The organism is Algoriphagus litoralis (genome assembly GCF_003259255.1).
Classification (GTDB): Bacteria; Bacteroidota; Bacteroidia; order Cytophagales; family Cyclobacteriaceae; genus Algoriphagus; species Algoriphagus litoralis.
In genome coordinates this window covers 87,053-104,565 of sequence record NZ_QGOL01000012.1, presented here as the reverse complement: position 1 = coordinate 104,565, position 17,513 = coordinate 87,053, and the positions used below count along the sequence as shown (strand labels likewise).

The 17,513-nt window shown below is 46.3% G+C and carries 14 protein-coding genes; 2 read left to right on the top strand and 12 right to left on the bottom strand.

Annotated elements, in window-relative coordinates; translation table 11 throughout:
* Positions 1–32: 32 nt before the first annotated feature.
* Positions 33–731, bottom strand: a complete 699-nt coding sequence (locus DK188_RS14890) for an SDR family oxidoreductase (RefSeq protein WP_111671629.1) — start codon at positions 729–731, stop codon at positions 33–35.
* 149 nt (positions 732–880) lie between these two features.
* Between DK188_RS14890 and DK188_RS14885 the strand changes: the two genes are divergently transcribed.
* Positions 881–2,173 (top strand): amidohydrolase, encoded by a 1,293-nt coding sequence (locus tag DK188_RS14885; protein ID WP_111671628.1) that lies wholly within the window; start codon positions 881–883, stop codon positions 2,171–2,173.
* A 147-nt stretch (positions 2,174–2,320) separates the two neighbouring features.
* Here DK188_RS14885 and DK188_RS14880 read toward each other — a convergent pair whose 3' ends face one another.
* The 3 genes from DK188_RS14880 to DK188_RS14870 all read right to left on the bottom strand — a co-directional run bounded on the left by DK188_RS14880 (position 2,321) and on the right by DK188_RS14870 (position 6,793).
* Positions 2,321–3,427 (bottom strand): DUF4249 family protein, encoded by a 1,107-nt coding sequence (locus DK188_RS14880; protein WP_111671627.1) that lies wholly within the window; start codon positions 3,425–3,427, stop codon positions 2,321–2,323.
* Positions 3,417–5,834: a TonB-dependent receptor gene (locus DK188_RS14875; RefSeq protein WP_111671626.1), complete on the bottom strand. Its 2,418-nt coding sequence runs from the start codon at positions 5,832–5,834 to the stop codon at positions 3,417–3,419. The genes DK188_RS14880 and DK188_RS14875 overlap by 11 nt, the downstream gene beginning before the upstream one ends.
* Before the next feature lie 140 nt (positions 5,835–5,974).
* The gene (locus tag DK188_RS14870; protein WP_111671625.1) at positions 5,975–6,793 is read right to left on the bottom strand and encodes a purine-nucleoside phosphorylase; all 819 of its coding nucleotides are present in this window, start codon (positions 6,791–6,793) and stop codon (positions 5,975–5,977) included.
* 96 nt (positions 6,794–6,889) lie between these two features.
* Here DK188_RS14870 and DK188_RS14865 point away from each other — a divergent pair, with 96 nt between their 5' ends.
* Entirely contained in the window at positions 6,890–7,414 is a 525-nt protein-coding gene (locus tag DK188_RS14865) for an NADPH-dependent FMN reductase (RefSeq protein ID WP_111671731.1), read from the top strand.
* Between the two features lie 3 nt (positions 7,415–7,417).
* Here DK188_RS14865 and ftsZ read toward each other — a convergent pair whose 3' ends face one another.
* From ftsZ to mraY, 8 genes are all read right to left on the bottom strand, one after another.
* Positions 7,418–9,055, bottom strand: coding sequence for a cell division protein FtsZ (ftsZ, locus tag DK188_RS14860; protein ID WP_111671624.1), 1,638 nt, complete (start codon positions 9,053–9,055; stop codon positions 7,418–7,420).
* A gap of 118 nt (positions 9,056–9,173) precedes the next feature.
* Positions 9,174–10,481 (bottom strand): cell division protein FtsA, encoded by a 1,308-nt coding sequence (ftsA, locus tag DK188_RS14855; RefSeq protein ID WP_111671623.1) that lies wholly within the window; start codon positions 10,479–10,481, stop codon positions 9,174–9,176.
* Between the two features lie 9 nt (positions 10,482–10,490).
* Entirely contained in the window at positions 10,491–11,246 is a 756-nt protein-coding gene (locus DK188_RS14850) for a cell division protein FtsQ/DivIB (protein WP_111671622.1), read from the bottom strand.
* The gene (murC, locus tag DK188_RS14845; RefSeq protein WP_111671621.1) at positions 11,243–12,649 is read right to left on the bottom strand and encodes a UDP-N-acetylmuramate--L-alanine ligase; all 1,407 of its coding nucleotides are present in this window, start codon (positions 12,647–12,649) and stop codon (positions 11,243–11,245) included. The genes DK188_RS14850 and murC overlap by 4 nt, the downstream gene beginning before the upstream one ends.
* Positions 12,646–13,755, bottom strand: coding sequence for an undecaprenyldiphospho-muramoylpentapeptide beta-N-acetylglucosaminyltransferase (gene murG / locus DK188_RS14840; protein ID WP_111671620.1), 1,110 nt, complete (start codon positions 13,753–13,755; stop codon positions 12,646–12,648). Before murG ends, murC begins: the two co-directional genes overlap by 4 nt.
* An 11-nt stretch (positions 13,756–13,766) precedes the next feature.
* The gene (locus tag DK188_RS14835) at positions 13,767–14,939 is read right to left on the bottom strand and encodes an FtsW/RodA/SpoVE family cell cycle protein (RefSeq protein ID WP_111671619.1); all 1,173 of its coding nucleotides are present in this window, start codon (positions 14,937–14,939) and stop codon (positions 13,767–13,769) included.
* Positions 14,936–16,291 carry a UDP-N-acetylmuramoyl-L-alanine--D-glutamate ligase gene (gene murD / locus DK188_RS14830; RefSeq protein WP_111671618.1) on the bottom strand — a complete coding sequence of 452 codons (1,356 nt, stop codon included), beginning with the start codon at positions 16,289–16,291 and terminating at the stop codon, positions 14,936–14,938. Before murD ends, DK188_RS14835 begins: the two co-directional genes overlap by 4 nt.
* Before the next feature lie 10 nt (positions 16,292–16,301).
* On the bottom strand, positions 16,302–17,513 hold the full coding sequence (mraY, locus tag DK188_RS14825) for a phospho-N-acetylmuramoyl-pentapeptide-transferase (protein WP_111671617.1): 1,212 nt from the start codon (positions 17,511–17,513) through the stop codon (positions 16,302–16,304).

Genomic DNA, 17,513 nt, shown 5'->3' with positions numbered 1-17,513 from the left:
ATTATTCTCGGAGCGTTTTGCATTTGTCTGAATTATTTTTTCCCCTTCGGCCTTAGCGGTCTACATTCCACATCCGCCACAAAGTAATTCGGATGAGTTTCCAGTGTTTGTACGATCGTCTGCGCGACATCTTCAGGACGCATCATATTTTCGTTCACTTTGGTTCCCTCGATGTTGTCAAAGAAGTTAGTCTGGATAGAGCCAGGATAGATCGTCGAAACCTTGATTCCGAAATCCCGCAGTTCCATATACATCGAATGGGAGATTCCTCTTACCGCATGTTTGGTACCGACATAACCTGCAAAGTTGGCGACACCATTCAGTCCTGCGATGGAGGCTACATTGAGAATATGTCCTTCATCTGCTGCTTTCATAGCAGGCACCAATCTTTTGCTGACATAGAAAATCCCATGAACATTGGTATCAAACATGGATTTCCAGTCTTCTGAGGACATTTCTTCAAATTTCCCGGCGATTCCAAAACCTGCATTGTTGACCAAAATCCGTATGTCAGCCCCCAGCTTTTCTACCGTGGCAGCATAGGCCTTTTCTACCTGATCCTCCACAGATACATCGCATGAGAAAAAGTGAAAATTGGCATGCTTCAGATCGGGTGCAGTTCGGCCCCAACCTGCTACCATTGTACCTTTATCCAATAATTGCTTGACCACTTCAAGCCCAACACCTTTGCTAACTCCGGTGATGACAGCGATTTTATTTTTCAGTTCCATAAATCATTCTTTAGATGAGTAAAGAATAAAAAGGGCTAAAAGTTCTCCAATCCTAGATTTAATCTTCTCAGAAAAAGTATTGTAAAACTTCATTCCTTATTTTCACCAGACCAAATTACCGCTAACCAAAACATCAACCTTATTTTATTATGAAGAAACTACTACTTCCACTACTTCTGATCAGTGGGACGGCCTTTGGCCAAACTAAGCTTAGACCAGAAATCGACAAAAAAGCAGCCGCAATAGAGGACAAAGTCATCGAGTGGCGACGAGACATTCACCAAAATCCTGAGCTTGGGAACAACGAAGTCCGAACTGCCAAAAAGGTAGCAGATCACCTCCGGGCCTTGGGAATCGAAGTGCAGGAAGGTGTGGCTGTAACAGGAGTTGTGGGAATTCTAAAAGGCGGAAAGCCTGGACCCACTGTCGCACTTCGAGCAGATATGGATGCGCTTCCAGTTTCTGAGCGTGCTGATTTGCCTTTCAAATCAACCGTAACTGCTACTTACAACGGGCAGGAAACAGGCGTCATGCATGCCTGTGGTCATGATACCCACGTGGCGATTTTGATGGGGGTGGCTGAGGTATTGGCTGGGATGAAAAACGAACTGCAGGGTACGGTCAAGTTTCTCTTTCAACCCGCTGAGGAAGGAATCTACCAAGAAGGGGTGACCTCTTGGGGTGCCAAGCAAATGGTGGAAGAAGGCGTGATGAAAGACGTGGACGCAGTTTTTGGATTGCATATCGGTTCGCAGATGGAGGTAGGGAAAATCGGCTATCGCTCGGGTCCTGCCATGGCGGGAGTTGACAACCTTGAGATCACAGTCCACGGCACTCAGGCACATGGTGCATCACCTTGGTCGGGAGTGGATCCGATTGTCACCTCAGCGCAAATCGTATCTGGGCTCCAAACGATCATCTCCAGAAATGTAAACATCACCCAAACACCAGCCGTGGTGACTGTAGGAGCGATTCATGGCGGTATTCGTCATAATATCATTCCTGAAAAAGTGGAAATGATCGGAACCATCCGAACTTTTGGCGACGATCAACAAAACTTGGTACATCGAAGAATCACCGAGATTGCTACCAATATTGCAGAAAGCGCAGGTGGAAAGGCTGATGTGAACATCACCAAACTTTATCCCTCCACGATCAATGATCCTGCTTTGACCCAACAAATGGCTCCTACCATTTTGGCAGCTGCAGGAGAGGGAAATGTGATCATCAATGAACTGATCACCGGAGCTGAGGATTTCAGCTTTTTCCAGCGGGAAAAGCCAGGATTGTTTATTTCACTTGGAGGGATGAAAAAAGGCGGCGAGCCGACCAAAACGCCTTCGCACCATACGCCTGACTTCTACATCGACGAGGGTGGATTTGTCTTGGGAGTTCGAGTGATGAGCTATTTTGTAGTGGATTACATGGGGACGAAAAAGTAGTTAAGTCCATAGCGGATAGACCATAGAAAACCCCTCCTGAAGCGATTCGGGAGGGGTAAATTTTTGAGCCAAATTTTTGAAACCTAAAGCTAGCATGGCTGGAGAAGCTAAATTCTTCAGTTTTAAAATCTTCCAATCATTCACACCTCACTCATCAAACCACCACTCAGGAAAGAACATCTGACTGTCAGGAAACACATTGCAGCTCAGGCAGGTAGGTTCGTATTGATCTCGGCGGCGATTCGGATCGTATACGCATACTTTTTCCAGAAAGAAAGGAACATCTGCAAACGTGGTATAGATCCTGGAAACCTTGGATTTTGCCACCTCAAAATAGCCCAACACCACCTCATCCGGATCATTGACATTGAATAGATTCCCCTTGATTGGCGCAGGCGGTGTATCAAAGACAGATCCGGTATTATTGACCAATTCTCCCACTCTTCTCCAGTACTCGTGGGCATCTTTGGAAATACTCAACTGACGGACATTGAAGTAGTGTCTACTCAGGAAAGATTGATCCACTAGTCTTTTGGCTACGATTTGGGTACTTTTCCCTCCCGGCCGATTCAGCAAGTCCCCGTTGATCAGGGTGATTCGCTCTGGATCGGGAAAGCCAAACACAATACAATCCGGCGGTGGTCTATTAAATGGGTTAGGGAAAAAAGTCAAATCCCAATAATAGGCCTCGTCTACAGCCCAGCGTAAGTAATAATCGCCTACTTGCTCTGGAAGAGTCACTTCTGAGCGGATCACTACCTGAGCCGCATCCGGATTATCATCTTGGCGTGTACGTTCGAATGTAAAACTCAAGTCATCTGAACCTATCACTTCGGGAATACGCTGCGCTATGGAGCGATAGACTCTACCTCCCACAGAGATTTGTAAATAGAATTCTGAATCCCCCGAAGCACCATTAAATCCGGCCAATTCGTATCGCCCGGGTTTGGCCTCTCGGTAAGGCCAAAAACTTCCATTCGATGAAATCAAAACCACTTGAGCACCCTGTACAGGTCTAGGCTTATCATCCAGCGTGAAGTAGCCCTTTTCCTCATCCGAAAGCAGCGGTTTACGGGCCTGAGAGGTGGTTTCAGAAAGAAACACCACTTGAGTCTCTGGCAGATCAGTCAAAGTCCCAGACACAATCAGACGCTCCCGCTCGGTCTTTTCCAACTCAAACTCAATCTGCTCCACGCAGGAGTTAAAACCCAGAAAAATCACCAAAAGCCCAATTAATTTTATTTTATTCATCATCTCCTCCCCATTTGATGCTATATGTGATTGAAGGGAAAATCGATCCCAAGATCGCCAATCGATAGGGTCTCAATTCCTGAGAATCCTCATCTTTTTTCCAAAAGACCGAATAGGCATTTCTTCTTCCCAAAAGATTGTATATACTGAAATTCAGACTGTCTCCTTTTTTAGAAAAGACTTTTTCTACCGTGTAAGACAGGTCAATTCTGAAATAATCCGGGATCCGATATTGATTTCTTTTCGAATAATCCGGAACAATTAAGCCTCCATTCAAAATATAAGAAGCACTCACTGCACTCACAGGTCTACCCGTCGCATAGTTAACCGATAGGTTAAATAATCCCCGAGGATAGATCTTTCGACTTAGGATAAAATTGACTTCGTGCGGCTTATCATAATTTGACGGAAATTTTTCATTCTGATTGATTTGCTCTTCTGAAAATCCGCTTTGAGAAGTGAAAAAAGACCTCGAATAGGTATACGCCAACCAACCGGTCACGACTCCGAGGTTTTTCTTGATCAGAAACTCAGCTCCATACGCCTCACCTTTTCCGAAAACCAACTCAGTCTCCATGTGTGGATTCAGAAAAATCTGGGCAAAATCCCGGTATTCGACCTGATTCACACTTGTCCGGTAAAAGGCATCAATCGAGTATTCCCAGCTATTGTCTTTGGCATTTTTAAATATTCCCAGGGAAAAATTATCCGATCGCTGGGGCGGGATGTAAGTAGTACTCAGCTGCCAAAGGTCAATGGGTGTAGGCCCAAATGTATTGGAGACGGACTGAATGTATTGGAACAAACGCGCGTAACTTAACTTTACCGATAACGTCGGTGTAATATTTTGCCTCAGGGAAAATCTGGGCTCCAGCCCTGAGTAGGATTTGATTTTTCCGGATGGAAAAGGTGTCTGTCCGATGATTTCGCCTGCAGTGACCGGAGCATTGGGATTGTACTGGTAAACCGTATCCGGCCCGAGTTGGGAATATCCGGAATAGCGCAATCCTCCTACAAAGCCAGTATTTTCACCTATTTCGTATTCCAGCGAAAGAAACCCAGAATACTCTAGCCCTCGCTCTTTGCCTACTTGCTCGGTTTGGATGGCTGAAGTTTCATCAAATGGAGAAATCCGCTCGGGTTTGCCTTTGTAATAGATTGCTTCCACACCTCCAGTCAAGGCAAGAGTTTCATTGGCCCAGGTCGCTGCCGCTTTTCCCTGCTGATAGCGCATGCCATTCTCAACCTTGGCGGCATCTACACCTTCGGGATCAAAGAAGGCATTGTCAAAATTCCCATCAGCCAATAACGCTGTCAGAGAAATATTTTCTCCAAGGATCCCCTTGTAGCGCAATGAACTGATGCGGTTGGCCCATTCGTAGCCAAATTGATCCGAAAACTGGAAATCATCTCCAGTCACCAAGGTATTGGCTTCAAGCTGATGGCCTTTGCCCAAGTCCCAATTCACACCCAAATACCCATCGTAAAAATTCAACTTGCTATTTCGAATATCCAGGTCACGGGCTTGACCCAGGAGCCAATTGACATTCGAGAGTCTGCCTCCGAAAATCACCGAAACCTTATCTTTCATCAGTGGCCCTTCCAATAAAATCTTCCCATTGGAAGTACCTACACCCACTTGGCCTTGCCAACTTTCCTTACTACCAGGCCGCATCAGGATGTTGAGTGCAGAACCTGCCCTACCACCAAAGTTAGCCGGGAGATTTCCTTTGTACAGGGTAAATGTTTCAGTCACGTCGGTATTGAATCCTGACAAAAAGCCCAGTGCATGATTGGAACTGAGTACCAAAACTTCATTCATCAGGAGTAAATTTTGATCAGCTTTGGCACCTCGAACATTAATCCCTGAAGTTCCCTCTCCCACTGAGCTCACACCCGGTAATAGTTGAAGCCCCTTGAAAATATCTGCTTCACCGAGAAAGGCCGGAATCGCTCTGAGTTCCTTGGTCGTCAGTTTGGTCACTCCAGTGATAGGATTACGGACATTTCGGTCTGGCTCGTCAGACATCACGACTACACCTTCGAGTTCGAAGTTCTTTTCCACCATCTGCAGGTTGATCACTCCATTTTCGTAGAGCGAAAGATTTGTGAAAATGGGAACATTTGAGATATGCCGAAAGGCCACCCGGTGCTCCCCGGGAGCAATGGTCAAATAATAGGTCCCAAATCGATCAGTACTGACACCGGTAAATAGCCCATCGACGTGTACTCCTACGCCTTCGATCGGTTTACTGGAATCTTTGGAAGTAATCTTCCCTGTCAAAATATAGGTAGAAGGATGACTGCCTTCTTTCTTTCCAAATGAAAATGTGAGCGAATCAGTCTGTGAGTACGCAGGAAAATAGAAAACAAAACCGAATAAAATTGTCCAAACTATATTTCTCATCATAACTCGCTAGTAAACTCAAAATATAGGGAATACTCGTGAAAAAGGACTCAAAAATTGGAGAAACGGCAAATCCATTTCCTTTTTATGCCATAATCCTGCATCTCAAGGAGGATTAGATCAAGTAAGGGGTAGAGAAAGACTCAAATTTGGGCAACTAATTCTTTCATGACCAAACTCATAACCGGCTCTGCTTTGGCGGCAGCTGCAAGCACGTAAGCAATGTCCACCTTATGAATGCGACCTTCTACACCCAAGTCAGTAATTGCTGAGATCCCAAAGACCCGCATTCCAGAGTGGCGGGCTACCAACACTTCAGGGACAGTACTCATTCCTACCGCATCGCCGCCGATAATGCGAAGATATTTATACTCAGCGGGAGTCTCGAGATTTGGTCCTTCGACTCCAGCATAGACTCCCTGATGAAGGTTGATTCCATGCTTGGCACCGATTTTTAGCGCTTTTTCGATTAGGTTTCGATCATAGGCATCGCTCATATCCGGGAATCGAGGTCCGAGTTCATCATAATTTTTTCCACGGAGTGGGTTCTCTGAAAAAAGATTGATGTGATCCGTGATGATCATGACGTCTCCTACTTCCTGGGCGGGATTTAGGCCCCCGCAGGCATTGGAAACCAATAGCGTGTTGACACCCAGTTGTTTCATGACCCTTACCGGAAAAGTCACTTCCTTCATCGAGTATCCTTCGTAGTAGTGGAATCGGCCTTTCATGGCGACTACTTTTTTCCCCGATAGGGTTCCAAAAATCAACTTGCCGGAGTGGCTTTCTACCGTGGACACGGGAAAGTGGGGTATATCTTTGTAGTCAATCTCCAGCTCGACTTCGATCTGATTTCCCAGGTTTCCCAATCCTGTTCCCAGAATAATTCCAATAGGGACTTCGGTGGGATACAGTTTTTTAATCAATGAAACGGCATCTTGAATCTGATCGAGGTAGTCCATGTTTTTTCGGGGATTTACGGGCAAATATAGGTTTTTGGTTTGGGCTTAGAACTTTTACCCCCACTTGCTTGTATAGGAATCAGAAAAAATCCACTCATGGTTAAAATTATTGTTGGCACCAACCGAAAAAATTCAGTTTCGAAAGTGATTGCCGAATTGTATCAATCCATCCTTACAGAAAAAGGAGCCGCCTCAGAAATCTTAGAATTGGAGCATTTGCCGGCTGATTTTATTGCCACGGCGCTTTATGAGAATAATGGGAAAAATCTCGGGTATAATGCTTTCCATGATCGGGTAAAAGAGGGGACAAAATTTATCTTCATCGTACCGGAGTACAATGGTTCTTTTCCTGGGATCCTCAAATCCTTTATCGATGGGATGACGTATCCGAATACCTTTCGGAACAAAAAATGTGCATTGGTGGGAATTTCATCAGGAATAGGCGGGGGTGGCATCGCTTTGAGCCACCTCACCGACATCTTCCATTATCTGGGTATGCATGTCCTTGCTCTCAAGCCGAAACTTGCTAAAATCGAGCAAAATATGTCAGATAACCTGCTCACCAACAGGCTGTATGTAGAACTGCTGCAAACCCAGGCAGACATGCTGCTTGAATTTTAGGACTTAGTCCACATTATCATGCAAGAATCTGTTGTTGCCGAGAATCTCATTCTCGTCGCTCAGATTGTACTTGCTGGTCTCAGATTCAGAGCTGTGCTGTGGCTCATTCAAGACCACGTTTTTGCGCTGATAAGCGGGTACGTTCATTTTCTCTTTCAATTCCTCTGGACTTGGATTGAACGCTCTGTTGCCTTTCAGCTTCTCAAATCGCTCATGAGCACGCTGGATGGCCTTTTGCTTCATTTGCTCATAGTAATCATTTGCAAACAGCTGAGGCACAGCCTCTGATTCCTGAGGAAGTACTTCTGATTTTTTCTCAGACTCATCTTCCAGTTTGAAGACGATCTTTTCGGACTTTTCTACTTCCTGCTTGGACTCTTCCTGCTCTACCTTGATCGGATTTACTCTGAAAACAAACTCCTCATTTTCATCTTCAACTGGCTTCATTGGTACCGGAGCAGGAGCTTTTGGCAAGTTGAATGTGAAAGTAGATCCTCCTGAGATAGGCTCTTCTTTTACTTTTTGACTTTTTCCAGAGTCTAGATTGATCACGGTCTTTACCATCTCAGGGCTGCTCACAGGTGTGCTGGCAACCGGAGAAATGGGTGCTGGATTTGCAAAAGCTGAAACTGGAGCCGAAAATTCTTTAGGCTTTGGAGTGTCAGACAGTTTGTCCATTTCAAAACCTGTAGCAATTACAGTCACACGGATCGCCTTGCCCAACTCTGGATCGATACCTTGACCGAAAATAACCTCAGCATTATCGCCGGCTTTCTCCTGGATGTATTCTGTAATCTCGCTGAGTTCGTCCATAGATAGCTCTTCGTCTTCACCAGACATGATAGAAAGGAGAATTTTCTGAGCGCCTTTGATATCCACATTGTTGAGCAATGGAGAAGAAATAGCTGCGCCTGCTGCACGGATTGCACGTCCTTCGCCTTCTTCGGTAGAAGAACCCATGACAGCGGCTCCTGCCTCTTTCATTACGGTCTTCACATCCTCAAAGTCCACGTTCACATCCTGATGGATCGTGATGATCTCTGCAATAGACTTAGCGGCCGTGGTCAGGATATCGTCAGCTTTGCTGAAGGCCGTACGGATAGCCAGGTTTCCGTAAATCTCTCTCAATTTATCATTGAGGATCACCAAAACGGTATCGCAATTGTCACGAAGCGACTCGATACCTGCCTGTGCTACGGCCATTTTCTTTTTGCCCTCAAACATAAATGGAGCTGTCACAATACCGACCGTAAGAATGTTGAGTTCTTTGGCAATTTTAGCTACAATCGGAGCAGCTCCTGTACCTGTACCACCACCCATTCCGGCAGTGATGAATACCATTTTGGTATTGTCGGCCAATAGCTCACGGATCTCATCCTGAGACTCCAGAGCGGCATTGCGGCCTTGCTCAGGATTGGCACCTGCACCGAGACCTTCGGTCAGGTTGGCTCCCAACTGTAGTCTCAGGGGAACAGGAGAAGACTTCAAAGCCTGCGCGTCGGTATTGACTACGACAAACTCCACGTCCTTAATCCCTTGGGCATACATGTGGTTTACGGCGTTGCTTCCGCCACCTCCTACGCCAATTACTTTGATAATTGACTTTTGATTTTTTGGGAGGTCAAATCTGTAATCTTTCATGTTATCTGACATATTTATTGAATTGGTGAATAATTTTCGGTTGTCGAGTTATTGTGAAAAGGGTAAGGAAGGAAGTAATCTGCAAGGCGGATCACCTCCCCAATCATAAGCCCTAGTTTTAGTATTCTTCTCCGATATCATCAGAGATCAATGTTTTTAAGCGATCGGTTATTCCTTTGAAGAAGTTATTAGCAATGGCTTCCCGTTTGGCCGCAATAGGAGGTTTGATTCCCGTATTCGCCTTACGTTTTAGATATCCTTCCTCGCGATTGTCCAAGGCTTTGAATCCTGCCAAAACCAAGCCTACTGAGGTGGCGTACATAGGACTTTTTACTTCCTCGATGACTGACTTTCCAAGGTGCTCATTTGGAAATCCAATGCGGGAGTCCAGTCCGGTCATGTATTCGAAAAGTTGCGAAATGCACTGCAGCTGGGAACCACCCCCAGTGATGACGATACCACCAGCCAGCTTTTTGTAATAGCCGCTTTGCATGATCTCGTTCTGCACGATTTCGATGATTTCTTCCATTCGTGCCTGAATAATTGAGGCAAGGTTACGGATGGAGATTTCCTTTGGCGGTCTATTGCGCAATCCCGGAATCGACACGATCTCATTGGGATTTGCTTCTTCCGCAATTGCTTTTCCAAAACGGGTTTTGAGCAATTCAGCCTGATTTTGCATCAGCATGCAGCCTTCTTTGATATCCGCGGTGATGATGTTTCCTCCGAGTGGAATTACGGCCGTGTGACGGATGATATTTTCGTAGAAAATGGCAATATCAGTGGTGCCCCCTCCGATGTCCACGAGACAAACTCCCGCCTCTTTTTCCTCATCACTTAGGACAGAAAGCGAACTCGCCAATGGCTCCAAAATCAATTGCTTCGACTCAAGAGAGGCCTTTTTTACACATTTATTGATGTTGTGAATGGCTGTAGTCTGGGCTGTGATGATATGGAAATCAGCTTCCAGACGTGTACCCGCCATCCCAACGGGATCTTTGATTCCGCCTTCGTAGTCCACCGTGTAATCCTGTGGCATCACGTGAATGATGCTATTGCCAGGCGGCACGACGATGTTGTGCATATCAGCTGAAAGTCGCTGTACGTCCTCCACAGTGATTTCGTCCTCGGTGGGTTGACGCATGATACTTCCATGCATGATTTTGCTTTGAATATGCTGCCCAGCTATCCCCACGATGACCTCGACGATGTTTACGTCGGCCATATTGGAGCAGTCTTCTACTGCTTTCTGAATAGCATGCACGGTCTTTTCGATATTAGTCACAATGCCCCGATCTACTCCATCCGAGACTGCTTTCCCCATGCCGAGGACTTCGAGTTTGCCAAACTCATTCTTGCGTCCGATGATCGCGCAGATTTTGGTCGTCCCAATGTCCAGACCTACGATTAATTTGTCGTTTTCCATATCCAAGCTTTATTCACAAACAATTTGATTTTTAAACTTCACGCTGATCCGCTCGTAAGCATTCCAGCCTTTTCTCGGTAAAATTTCCTTATACAGCACATCTATTCTTCTGAATTTGCTTTCGAAGTCATGTGCGTCACCAAACTCTATAATCTGTTTTCCCACCTGCTGATGCAGTCGGATGTCGTCTCTTTTATTGATCTCCAGCTCGCTGACTTGAGCACCCCAAAACTCATCTTTGGTCACAAACTCAATCAAAGGCATCAACTCAGGCATGGCATCCACACTGCCCTGATCCATCAATAGCTCCGCATAGGCTCCCTCCAAAATCAAGACCCTGCTCGTGTAGCTGGGGGAGGTCGGAATAATCAACCCCTCGGTAGTAATATATCCATCCGCTGCCATGGGCCGAGCGATTCGGGCTATCGGTTCATGCTGATTGATCGTTACTTTCAAAATTCCCTTCTGGCCTATCGAAGTCTGCACCGATTTGATGAACGGATGACCTGCAAGCCTGTCTTCCAAGGCTGTCAAAGGCACTTCTGAAATCGGCAAGCCCGATTTAAGCTCCGGAAAAGCAGATTGGACGATGGACTCGATCTCTTTCTCCTCCACGAAATAGACTCCGCTCACTGCCTTGAGATCGATCTCCAAGCCTTGGTAAGTTTTGAGTTGGGATTGCTTTTCCACAAAACCAATAAAGCCCACCAACACTAGGCAAATCGTCACCAATCCAAGCGCTTTTTTCAGTTTTGCCTTTTTCATGCTTCGCTGAGTTTAGTGCGTGAATCGGTCCATTCTGCAATCACCGGCACGAGCCGGTCAATATCTCCTGCGCCCATAGTCACCAAGACTTCCGGCTGGGATTCCTTCAGGTAGGTCATTACCTGATCTTTACCAATTAATACTTTCTTAGCTGCTTGGATCCCTTCCATCAGCATAGCCGAGGTAACTCCCTCGATCGGAAGCTCTCGCGCTGGATAGATGTCCAACAGCACCACTTCGTCTGCTAGAGAAAGGCTTTCTGAAAAACCCTCAGCAAAATCTCTTGTCCTGGTAAATAGATGCGGCTGAAATACGACCGTCAGCCGCTGAGTCGGATACATTGCACGGACTGAGCTCAGGCACGCCTTGATTTCTTCAGGATGATGCGCATAATCATCGATGAAAATATGGCCAGGAACTGCGGAGTGGATTTCAAATCTCCGCTTGACGCCTTTGAATGATTTGATCCCAGTCCGAATCTGCTCTTCATTGACTCCGTGATCTACTGCGATCGCAATGGCAACAAGGGCATTTTCAACGTTATGGAAACCTGGAATATGAAGCTCCAATCCTTTGATCTGAGCTTTTGGTCCGACATAATCAAAAAGAAAAATCCCCGGCTTAGCGATGATGTTTTCAGCGTGAATTCCAGCGGATCTCAAGCCATATTCACGGATTCCTGCACCTATACTTAGATTTTCACCCAATCGGTACCAGGCATGGGACTGGAGATATAGCTTCCCTTTTTTGTCTACCAACTTGATAAAATCACGGAATCCATCCAGAATCGTGGCTTCATCGCCATAGATATCCAAGTGATCCGGATCCGCGCTGGTGACCACCGCTTCATTTGGATGAAGTCGGAGAAAAGAGCGGTCAAACTCATCCGCTTCCACCACCACAATCGTGGCTTCTTTTGATTTGCCAGGCAAAATGAGGTTGCTGTTATAATTCTGAGTGATTCCTCCAAGGAAGGCCGCCACAGGCTTGCCTGCAGATTTCAGCAAATGCGCGATCAGTGAGGATGTACTGGTTTTTCCATGAGTCCCTGCTACCGCGATGGAGTAGAAATCCTTGGTAATCATCCCGAGGACCTCAGAACGCTTCTTGAGCGTGTAATGTGCCTGAAAGAAATTCAACAAGACGCTATCCTTAGGAATAGCTGGAGTCCACACCACCAAGACCTCTTCAGGATGGGTAGTGAATTCAAGAGGAATAGATGCCGCAGTATCTTCAAAGATGATTTGCATCCCCTCCTTTTCCAATTCTCCGGTCAAGGGTGAAGGCGTCTTGTCATATCCCGCTACAGGATAGCCTTCATGACGGAACCATCGCGCCAAAGCACTCATGCCGATGCCGCCGATTCCGAGAAAGTAGACCTTATTTATACCTTTGAATGTCATTGAATCAGTTTTTCCAGTTCGCTCACAATGGCATTAGCCGCATCGGGCTTTGCCAACTTTCTCATATTTTCTCCCAATGCATTGGCCAAAACTTGGTTTTGCATCAGCTCTTCTACTTTACTTTTCAATTGCCCGACAGCTTCGGAATCCTTCAGTAGCACTGCTGCCTGATGGTTCACAAATGCCATGGCATTTTTGGTTTGATGATCTTCTGCCACATTTGGAGATGGGATAAAAATCACCGGCTTGCCCACCAAGCTGAGTTCGGAAACTGAAAGGGCTCCCGCTCGGGATACAATGACATCTGCCGCGGCATATGCCAAATCCATCTCGCGGATAAATTCTCTCAAGTGGATATGCTGCAGGTTGGACTCCTCCAACTTGGCCAGCATGTCTTTGAAATAGAATTTTCCGCTTTGCCAAAGGACTTGATAGCCTGCTTTCTCCAGTTCAGCCATATCCTTGAGCACAGCCTGATTGAGTGTCCGTGCACCCAAAGAGCCCCCCAAAACCAAAATCGTTTTCTTGTCTTTATCCAAGCCAAAGAGCTCTAATGCCTTTTCTCTTTTTCCAGACAAATCCAAAATGTCTTTTCGCACTGGATTTCCAGTGACCTTGATTTTTTCCCCTGGAAAGAATTTCTCCATCGCCGGATAGGCCACGCAGATGGTTCTTGCCTTTTTGGAAAGAAGCTTATTTGTCAAGCCCGCATAGGAGTTTTGCTCCTGAATGAGGGTTGGGATTTTTTTATTTTGCGCAGCATAAAGAACAGGTCCGCTAGCGTATCCTCCCACTCCGACGACTGCATCTGGACGGAAGTCTTTGACAATGCCGGAAGCGATCCGTAAGCTTTTCAACAGCTTAATCGGAAAGCTCAGATTGCTCAAAGCCAAGCTGCGCTGAAGTCCAGCCACCGGCAAACCTTTGATTTCATAGCCTGCCTCTGGGACTTTTTGCATTTCCATTTTGCCCAAAGCACCCACAAAAAGAATCTCACTGGCAGGATGTTTTTCCTTCCAGGCGTTCGCTATGGCAATGGCGGGATAGATATGTCCGCCTGTGCCGCCGCCGCTGATGAGAATTCGATATGTTTTTTGAGTGTTAATGGTCTTTGGGTTTATGCTGTTCTTAATTTATTTCGTACTTCTGATGCGGGTGCCACTTCATCCGAGTGATCTCCGCGGCTCACACTCAGGATGATCCCCAGTGCAGTTCCGGTGAAAACAAGCGAGGTCCCTCCCATGCTCAGCAGAGGAAGCGGCAAACCTGTAATCGGACCCAAACCAACCGCCACGGCCATATTGACCAAAGCTTGGATGACTAGCGCAAAGCTTAAACCTGCGGAAAGCAAGCCTCCGAAGGCTTTATTGGAATTGGCGACGATCCGCATCCCCCGATAAAGGAGTGCGAGGTAAAGGAAAAGCACCGTAGCACCTCCCACCAATCCATATTCCTCAATGATGATCGCGTATATGAAATCCGAGTAAGGGTGCGGAAGGGAGTTTCGCTGCTCGCTGTTTCCGGGCCCTTTTCCTGTCACTCCTCCAGTTGCGATAGCGATGTAAGACTGCTCGGCTTGGAAAGGAATTTTACTATCGTCCTCTTTTGACTCCCAAAATGCCTCGATTCTGGAATAGAACGTCTCTCCCCGCTGTCCGGTGAATACCGCAATCGTCAAGCCCATGATTCCCACCATCACGACAAGCAAGAGATACTTGAGCGGCACACGTCCGATAAACATGATCAAAAGGCAGGTGATCAAAAGCAAAATTGCTGTTGACATATTGGCCATACCGATAAGCGCACAGATAATTCCGATAGACAAAATCACAGGCAAGAAAGTCCCCGTAAAGTCCTTGATGTTATTCTGTCGCTTGGCTAGCATGGCTGCCAATGCTGCGATCAGTGAAAGCTTCGCCAAATCTGAAGGCTGGAATGCTTGGTTGATCACCGGAATGGTCAGCCAGCGGTTGGCTTCATTAATATTGGAGCCAAAGAGGTAAGTAAATGCCAAAAGTGGAATCGACAAATACATGAAAAGCCGGGCGTACAGCGCGTACTTTTTATAAGGCATCTTATGTGCAAGCCACATCACAAAGAGAGAGGCGAACACCAAAAAGGAATGACGCATTAGGTACAGCTCGGTATTTCCTCCGGCAGTCTTGTATGCCAAAGTACCCGTGGCGGAATACACCACGAGGATGCTGAACAAAGACAGTAAAATCACGATCGCCCAAATGATGGGATCACCTTTAAACTGCTCGTCTATCCATGCCTTCAGCTGAATCATGCCTGTTGTTTTTCTTTTAATGCCAAAACCGCGTGGCGAAACTGAGCCCCGCGATCCTCATAATTTTTAAATAAATCGAAGCTGGCACATGCCGGTGAAAGCAAAACCACTTCGCCATTTTCAGCCAATTCTTGTCCCCAAGTCACCGCCTCGCGGATATCCTGAGTTTCTTTTATCGCTGGAATAATTCCGGTGAAAGCTTTCCTGAGCTTCTCATTATCCTTTCCTAGGCAGATCAGGACTTTTACTTTTCCATTTTCTACCAAAGGCTTCAAAACCGAATAATCATTCCCCTTATCCACTCCTCCAGCGATCCAGATCATTGGCTTGGTAAAACTGCCCAAAGCATAATAGGTCGCTTCGACATTCGTTCCCTTGCTGTCGTTGATGAATCGGACACCATCAATCTGACGAATCAACTCCATGCGATGTGGAGCATTTTTGAAGCTGGAATATCCACTGATCAGTTGCGACTCGCTCAGTCCGACCGTCAAGGCCGCCGTACCTGCGCAAAGTGCGTTCAGGATATTGTGCGAGCCGGAAATAGGCAGATAGGAAGCTGGGATTTTCACGGCTTTGCCATCCACAGCGAATTCCAGATCAGTCAAGTCACTGTATCCGCCTTTGGTCTGTTTTTCAGCCAAGGATATCCAGTACAGGTCAGCCTTGGGTTCTTTCATACCCAAGCCTTTCAGAGAGAGTGGATCTTCCAGAAATAGGATTCCTTTTTCACGAGGGGTCATATTTTTGAAAAGACTCATCTTTGAAAGGATGTAGTTTTCCAGTTTATAGTCATACCGATCCAAATGGTCCGGAGTGATGTTAGTCAAAATCGCAATGGCTGGTTTGAAGCACTGAAATCCGTCGATCTGAAAGCTTGACACCTCAATCACCCACCAGTCGTGATCCCCTTGAACCAGCTGTCCCGCCCAGCTTTGGCCGACATTGCCTGCCAAGCCTACATCGTAACCCGCTTCTTTGAGCAAGTGGTAAGTCAAAAGGGTGGTGGTAGTTTTGCCGTTCGTTCCGGTGATGGCAATCACCTTCCCTGCACTGAATCGATGTGCAAATTCCAGTTCATCAATCACCGGAATCCCTTCATCCAAAGCCCTTTTTACCAGTGGTGCTTTTTCAGGAATCCCCGGGCTTTTAATAATCAGATCACAAGAAAGAACTTTAGCCTCATCGTGTCCCCCTTCTTCAAAGCCGATTCCGGCTTGCTGTAATTCATTTTTCCGCTCAGGAGAAATCGATCCTGAATCAGATACCCAAACCCCATAGCCTTCCCGCTTGGCGAGCAATGCTGCTCCCAATCCGCTTTCTCCAGCTCCGAGGATGGCTATTTGTTTCATATAAAATTTACTATCTCAGTTTTAAAGTGGCCAAAGTGATCACCGCCAGCAAAATGCCTACAATCCAAAAGCGGGTCACAATCTTTGCTTCAGGTATTCCTTTCTTTTGGTAATGGTGGTGTAGCGGCGACATCAAGAAAATCCTGCGTCCTTCGCCATATTTTTTTCGGGTGTATTTGAAATACCCTACCTGAATCATCACACTTACATTTTCAATCAGAAAAATTCCGCACATGATCGGAATTAGAAGCTCTTTGCGAAGCGTCAAAGCCAACACAGCGATCACGCCACCGAGCATCAACGAGCCGGTATCTCCCATAAAGACTTGAGCGGGATAGGCATTGTACCAGAGGAAACCGACGCAGGCTCCGATGAATGCCGAAGCGAAAATCACAAGCTCCCCTGAGTTGGGGATATACATGATACCGAGGTATTGGGAGAAAATAGCGTTACCGCTCAGATAGGCGAAAATCGCAATCGCCAAACCAATGATTGCCGAAGTTCCAGCAGCCAAGCCATCAATGCCATCGGTGATATTTGCCCCGTTGGAGACAGCGGTAATGATGAAAATCGCCACCAAAATGTATAAAACCGGAACCATTGACTCGCCAAGAAACCCTAAGATGTGCTCATAGTCCAACTCATTGTTTTTGACAAACGGAATGGTAGTCTTCAGCGCTTTGACGTCTTGGAAAGACGGTGTCTCAACAACACCCTCTTCGATGGAAACTGGAGTTGAAAACTCACGGATCACTACATCATCGTTGTAATAAAGCGTAGCTCCGACGATGATTCCGATTCCGATTTGACCCACGATTTTAAATCTGCCTTTTAGCCCCTCCTTATTTTTGCGAAAGACTTTGATGTAATCATCCAGAAATCCGATCAATCCCAACCAAACAGTTGAAATCAGCAAAAGAATGATGTAGACATTATTCAGATTGGCAAAAAGAAGGGTTGGAACCAAGATCGCCGCGATCATCATCAGTCCCCCCATTGTTGGTGTGCCTTTCTTTTGAGCTTGCCCTTCCAATCCCAAATCACGTACTGTCTCACCGATTTGCTTTCTGCGGATCCAGTTGATGATGGCTTCACCAAAAGTGATGGTGATGATCAATGAAAAAACAGCCGCCATCCCCGCACGGAACGAGATATAGCGAAACACGCCCGTTCCCGGGATGTCCAGCACTCGATCTAAATAGTCAAAAATGGGATAAAGCAT

Excerpts from the sequence above, each read along its gene's own strand:
- murC (WP_111671621.1), bottom strand. The coding sequence starts at position 12,649 with ATGACATTCAAAGGTATAAATAAGGTCTACTTTCTCGGAATCGGCGGC.
- ftsZ (WP_111671624.1), bottom strand. The coding sequence starts at position 9,055 with ATGAAAGATTACAGATTTGACCTCCCAAAAAATCAAAAGTCAATTATC.
- DK188_RS14890 (WP_111671629.1), bottom strand. The coding sequence starts at position 731 with ATGGAACTGAAAAATAAAATCGCTGTCATCACCGGAGTTAGCAAAGGT.
- ftsA (WP_111671623.1), bottom strand. The coding sequence starts at position 10,481 with ATGGAAAACGACAAATTAATCGTAGGTCTGGACATTGGGACGACCAAA.
- DK188_RS14885 (WP_111671628.1), top strand. The coding sequence starts at position 881 with ATGAAGAAACTACTACTTCCACTACTTCTGATCAGTGGGACGGCCTTT.
- DK188_RS14870 (WP_111671625.1), bottom strand. The coding sequence starts at position 6,793 with ATGGACTACCTCGATCAGATTCAAGATGCCGTTTCATTGATTAAAAAA.
- DK188_RS14880 (WP_111671627.1), bottom strand. The coding sequence starts at position 3,427 with ATGATGAATAAAATAAAATTAATTGGGCTTTTGGTGATTTTTCTGGGT.
- DK188_RS14850 (WP_111671622.1), bottom strand. The coding sequence starts at position 11,246 with ATGAAAAAGGCAAAACTGAAAAAAGCGCTTGGATTGGTGACGATTTGC.
- mraY (WP_111671617.1), bottom strand. The coding sequence starts at position 17,513 with ATGCTTTATCCCATTTTTGACTATTTAGATCGAGTGCTGGACATCCCG.
- DK188_RS14875 (WP_111671626.1), bottom strand. The coding sequence starts at position 5,834 with ATGATGAGAAATATAGTTTGGACAATTTTATTCGGTTTTGTTTTCTAT.
- murD (WP_111671618.1), bottom strand. The coding sequence starts at position 16,291 with ATGAAACAAATAGCCATCCTCGGAGCTGGAGAAAGCGGATTGGGAGCA.
- DK188_RS14835 (WP_111671619.1), bottom strand. The coding sequence starts at position 14,939 with ATGATTCAGCTGAAGGCATGGATAGACGAGCAGTTTAAAGGTGATCCC.
- DK188_RS14865 (WP_111671731.1), top strand. The coding sequence starts at position 6,890 with ATGGTTAAAATTATTGTTGGCACCAACCGAAAAAATTCAGTTTCGAAA.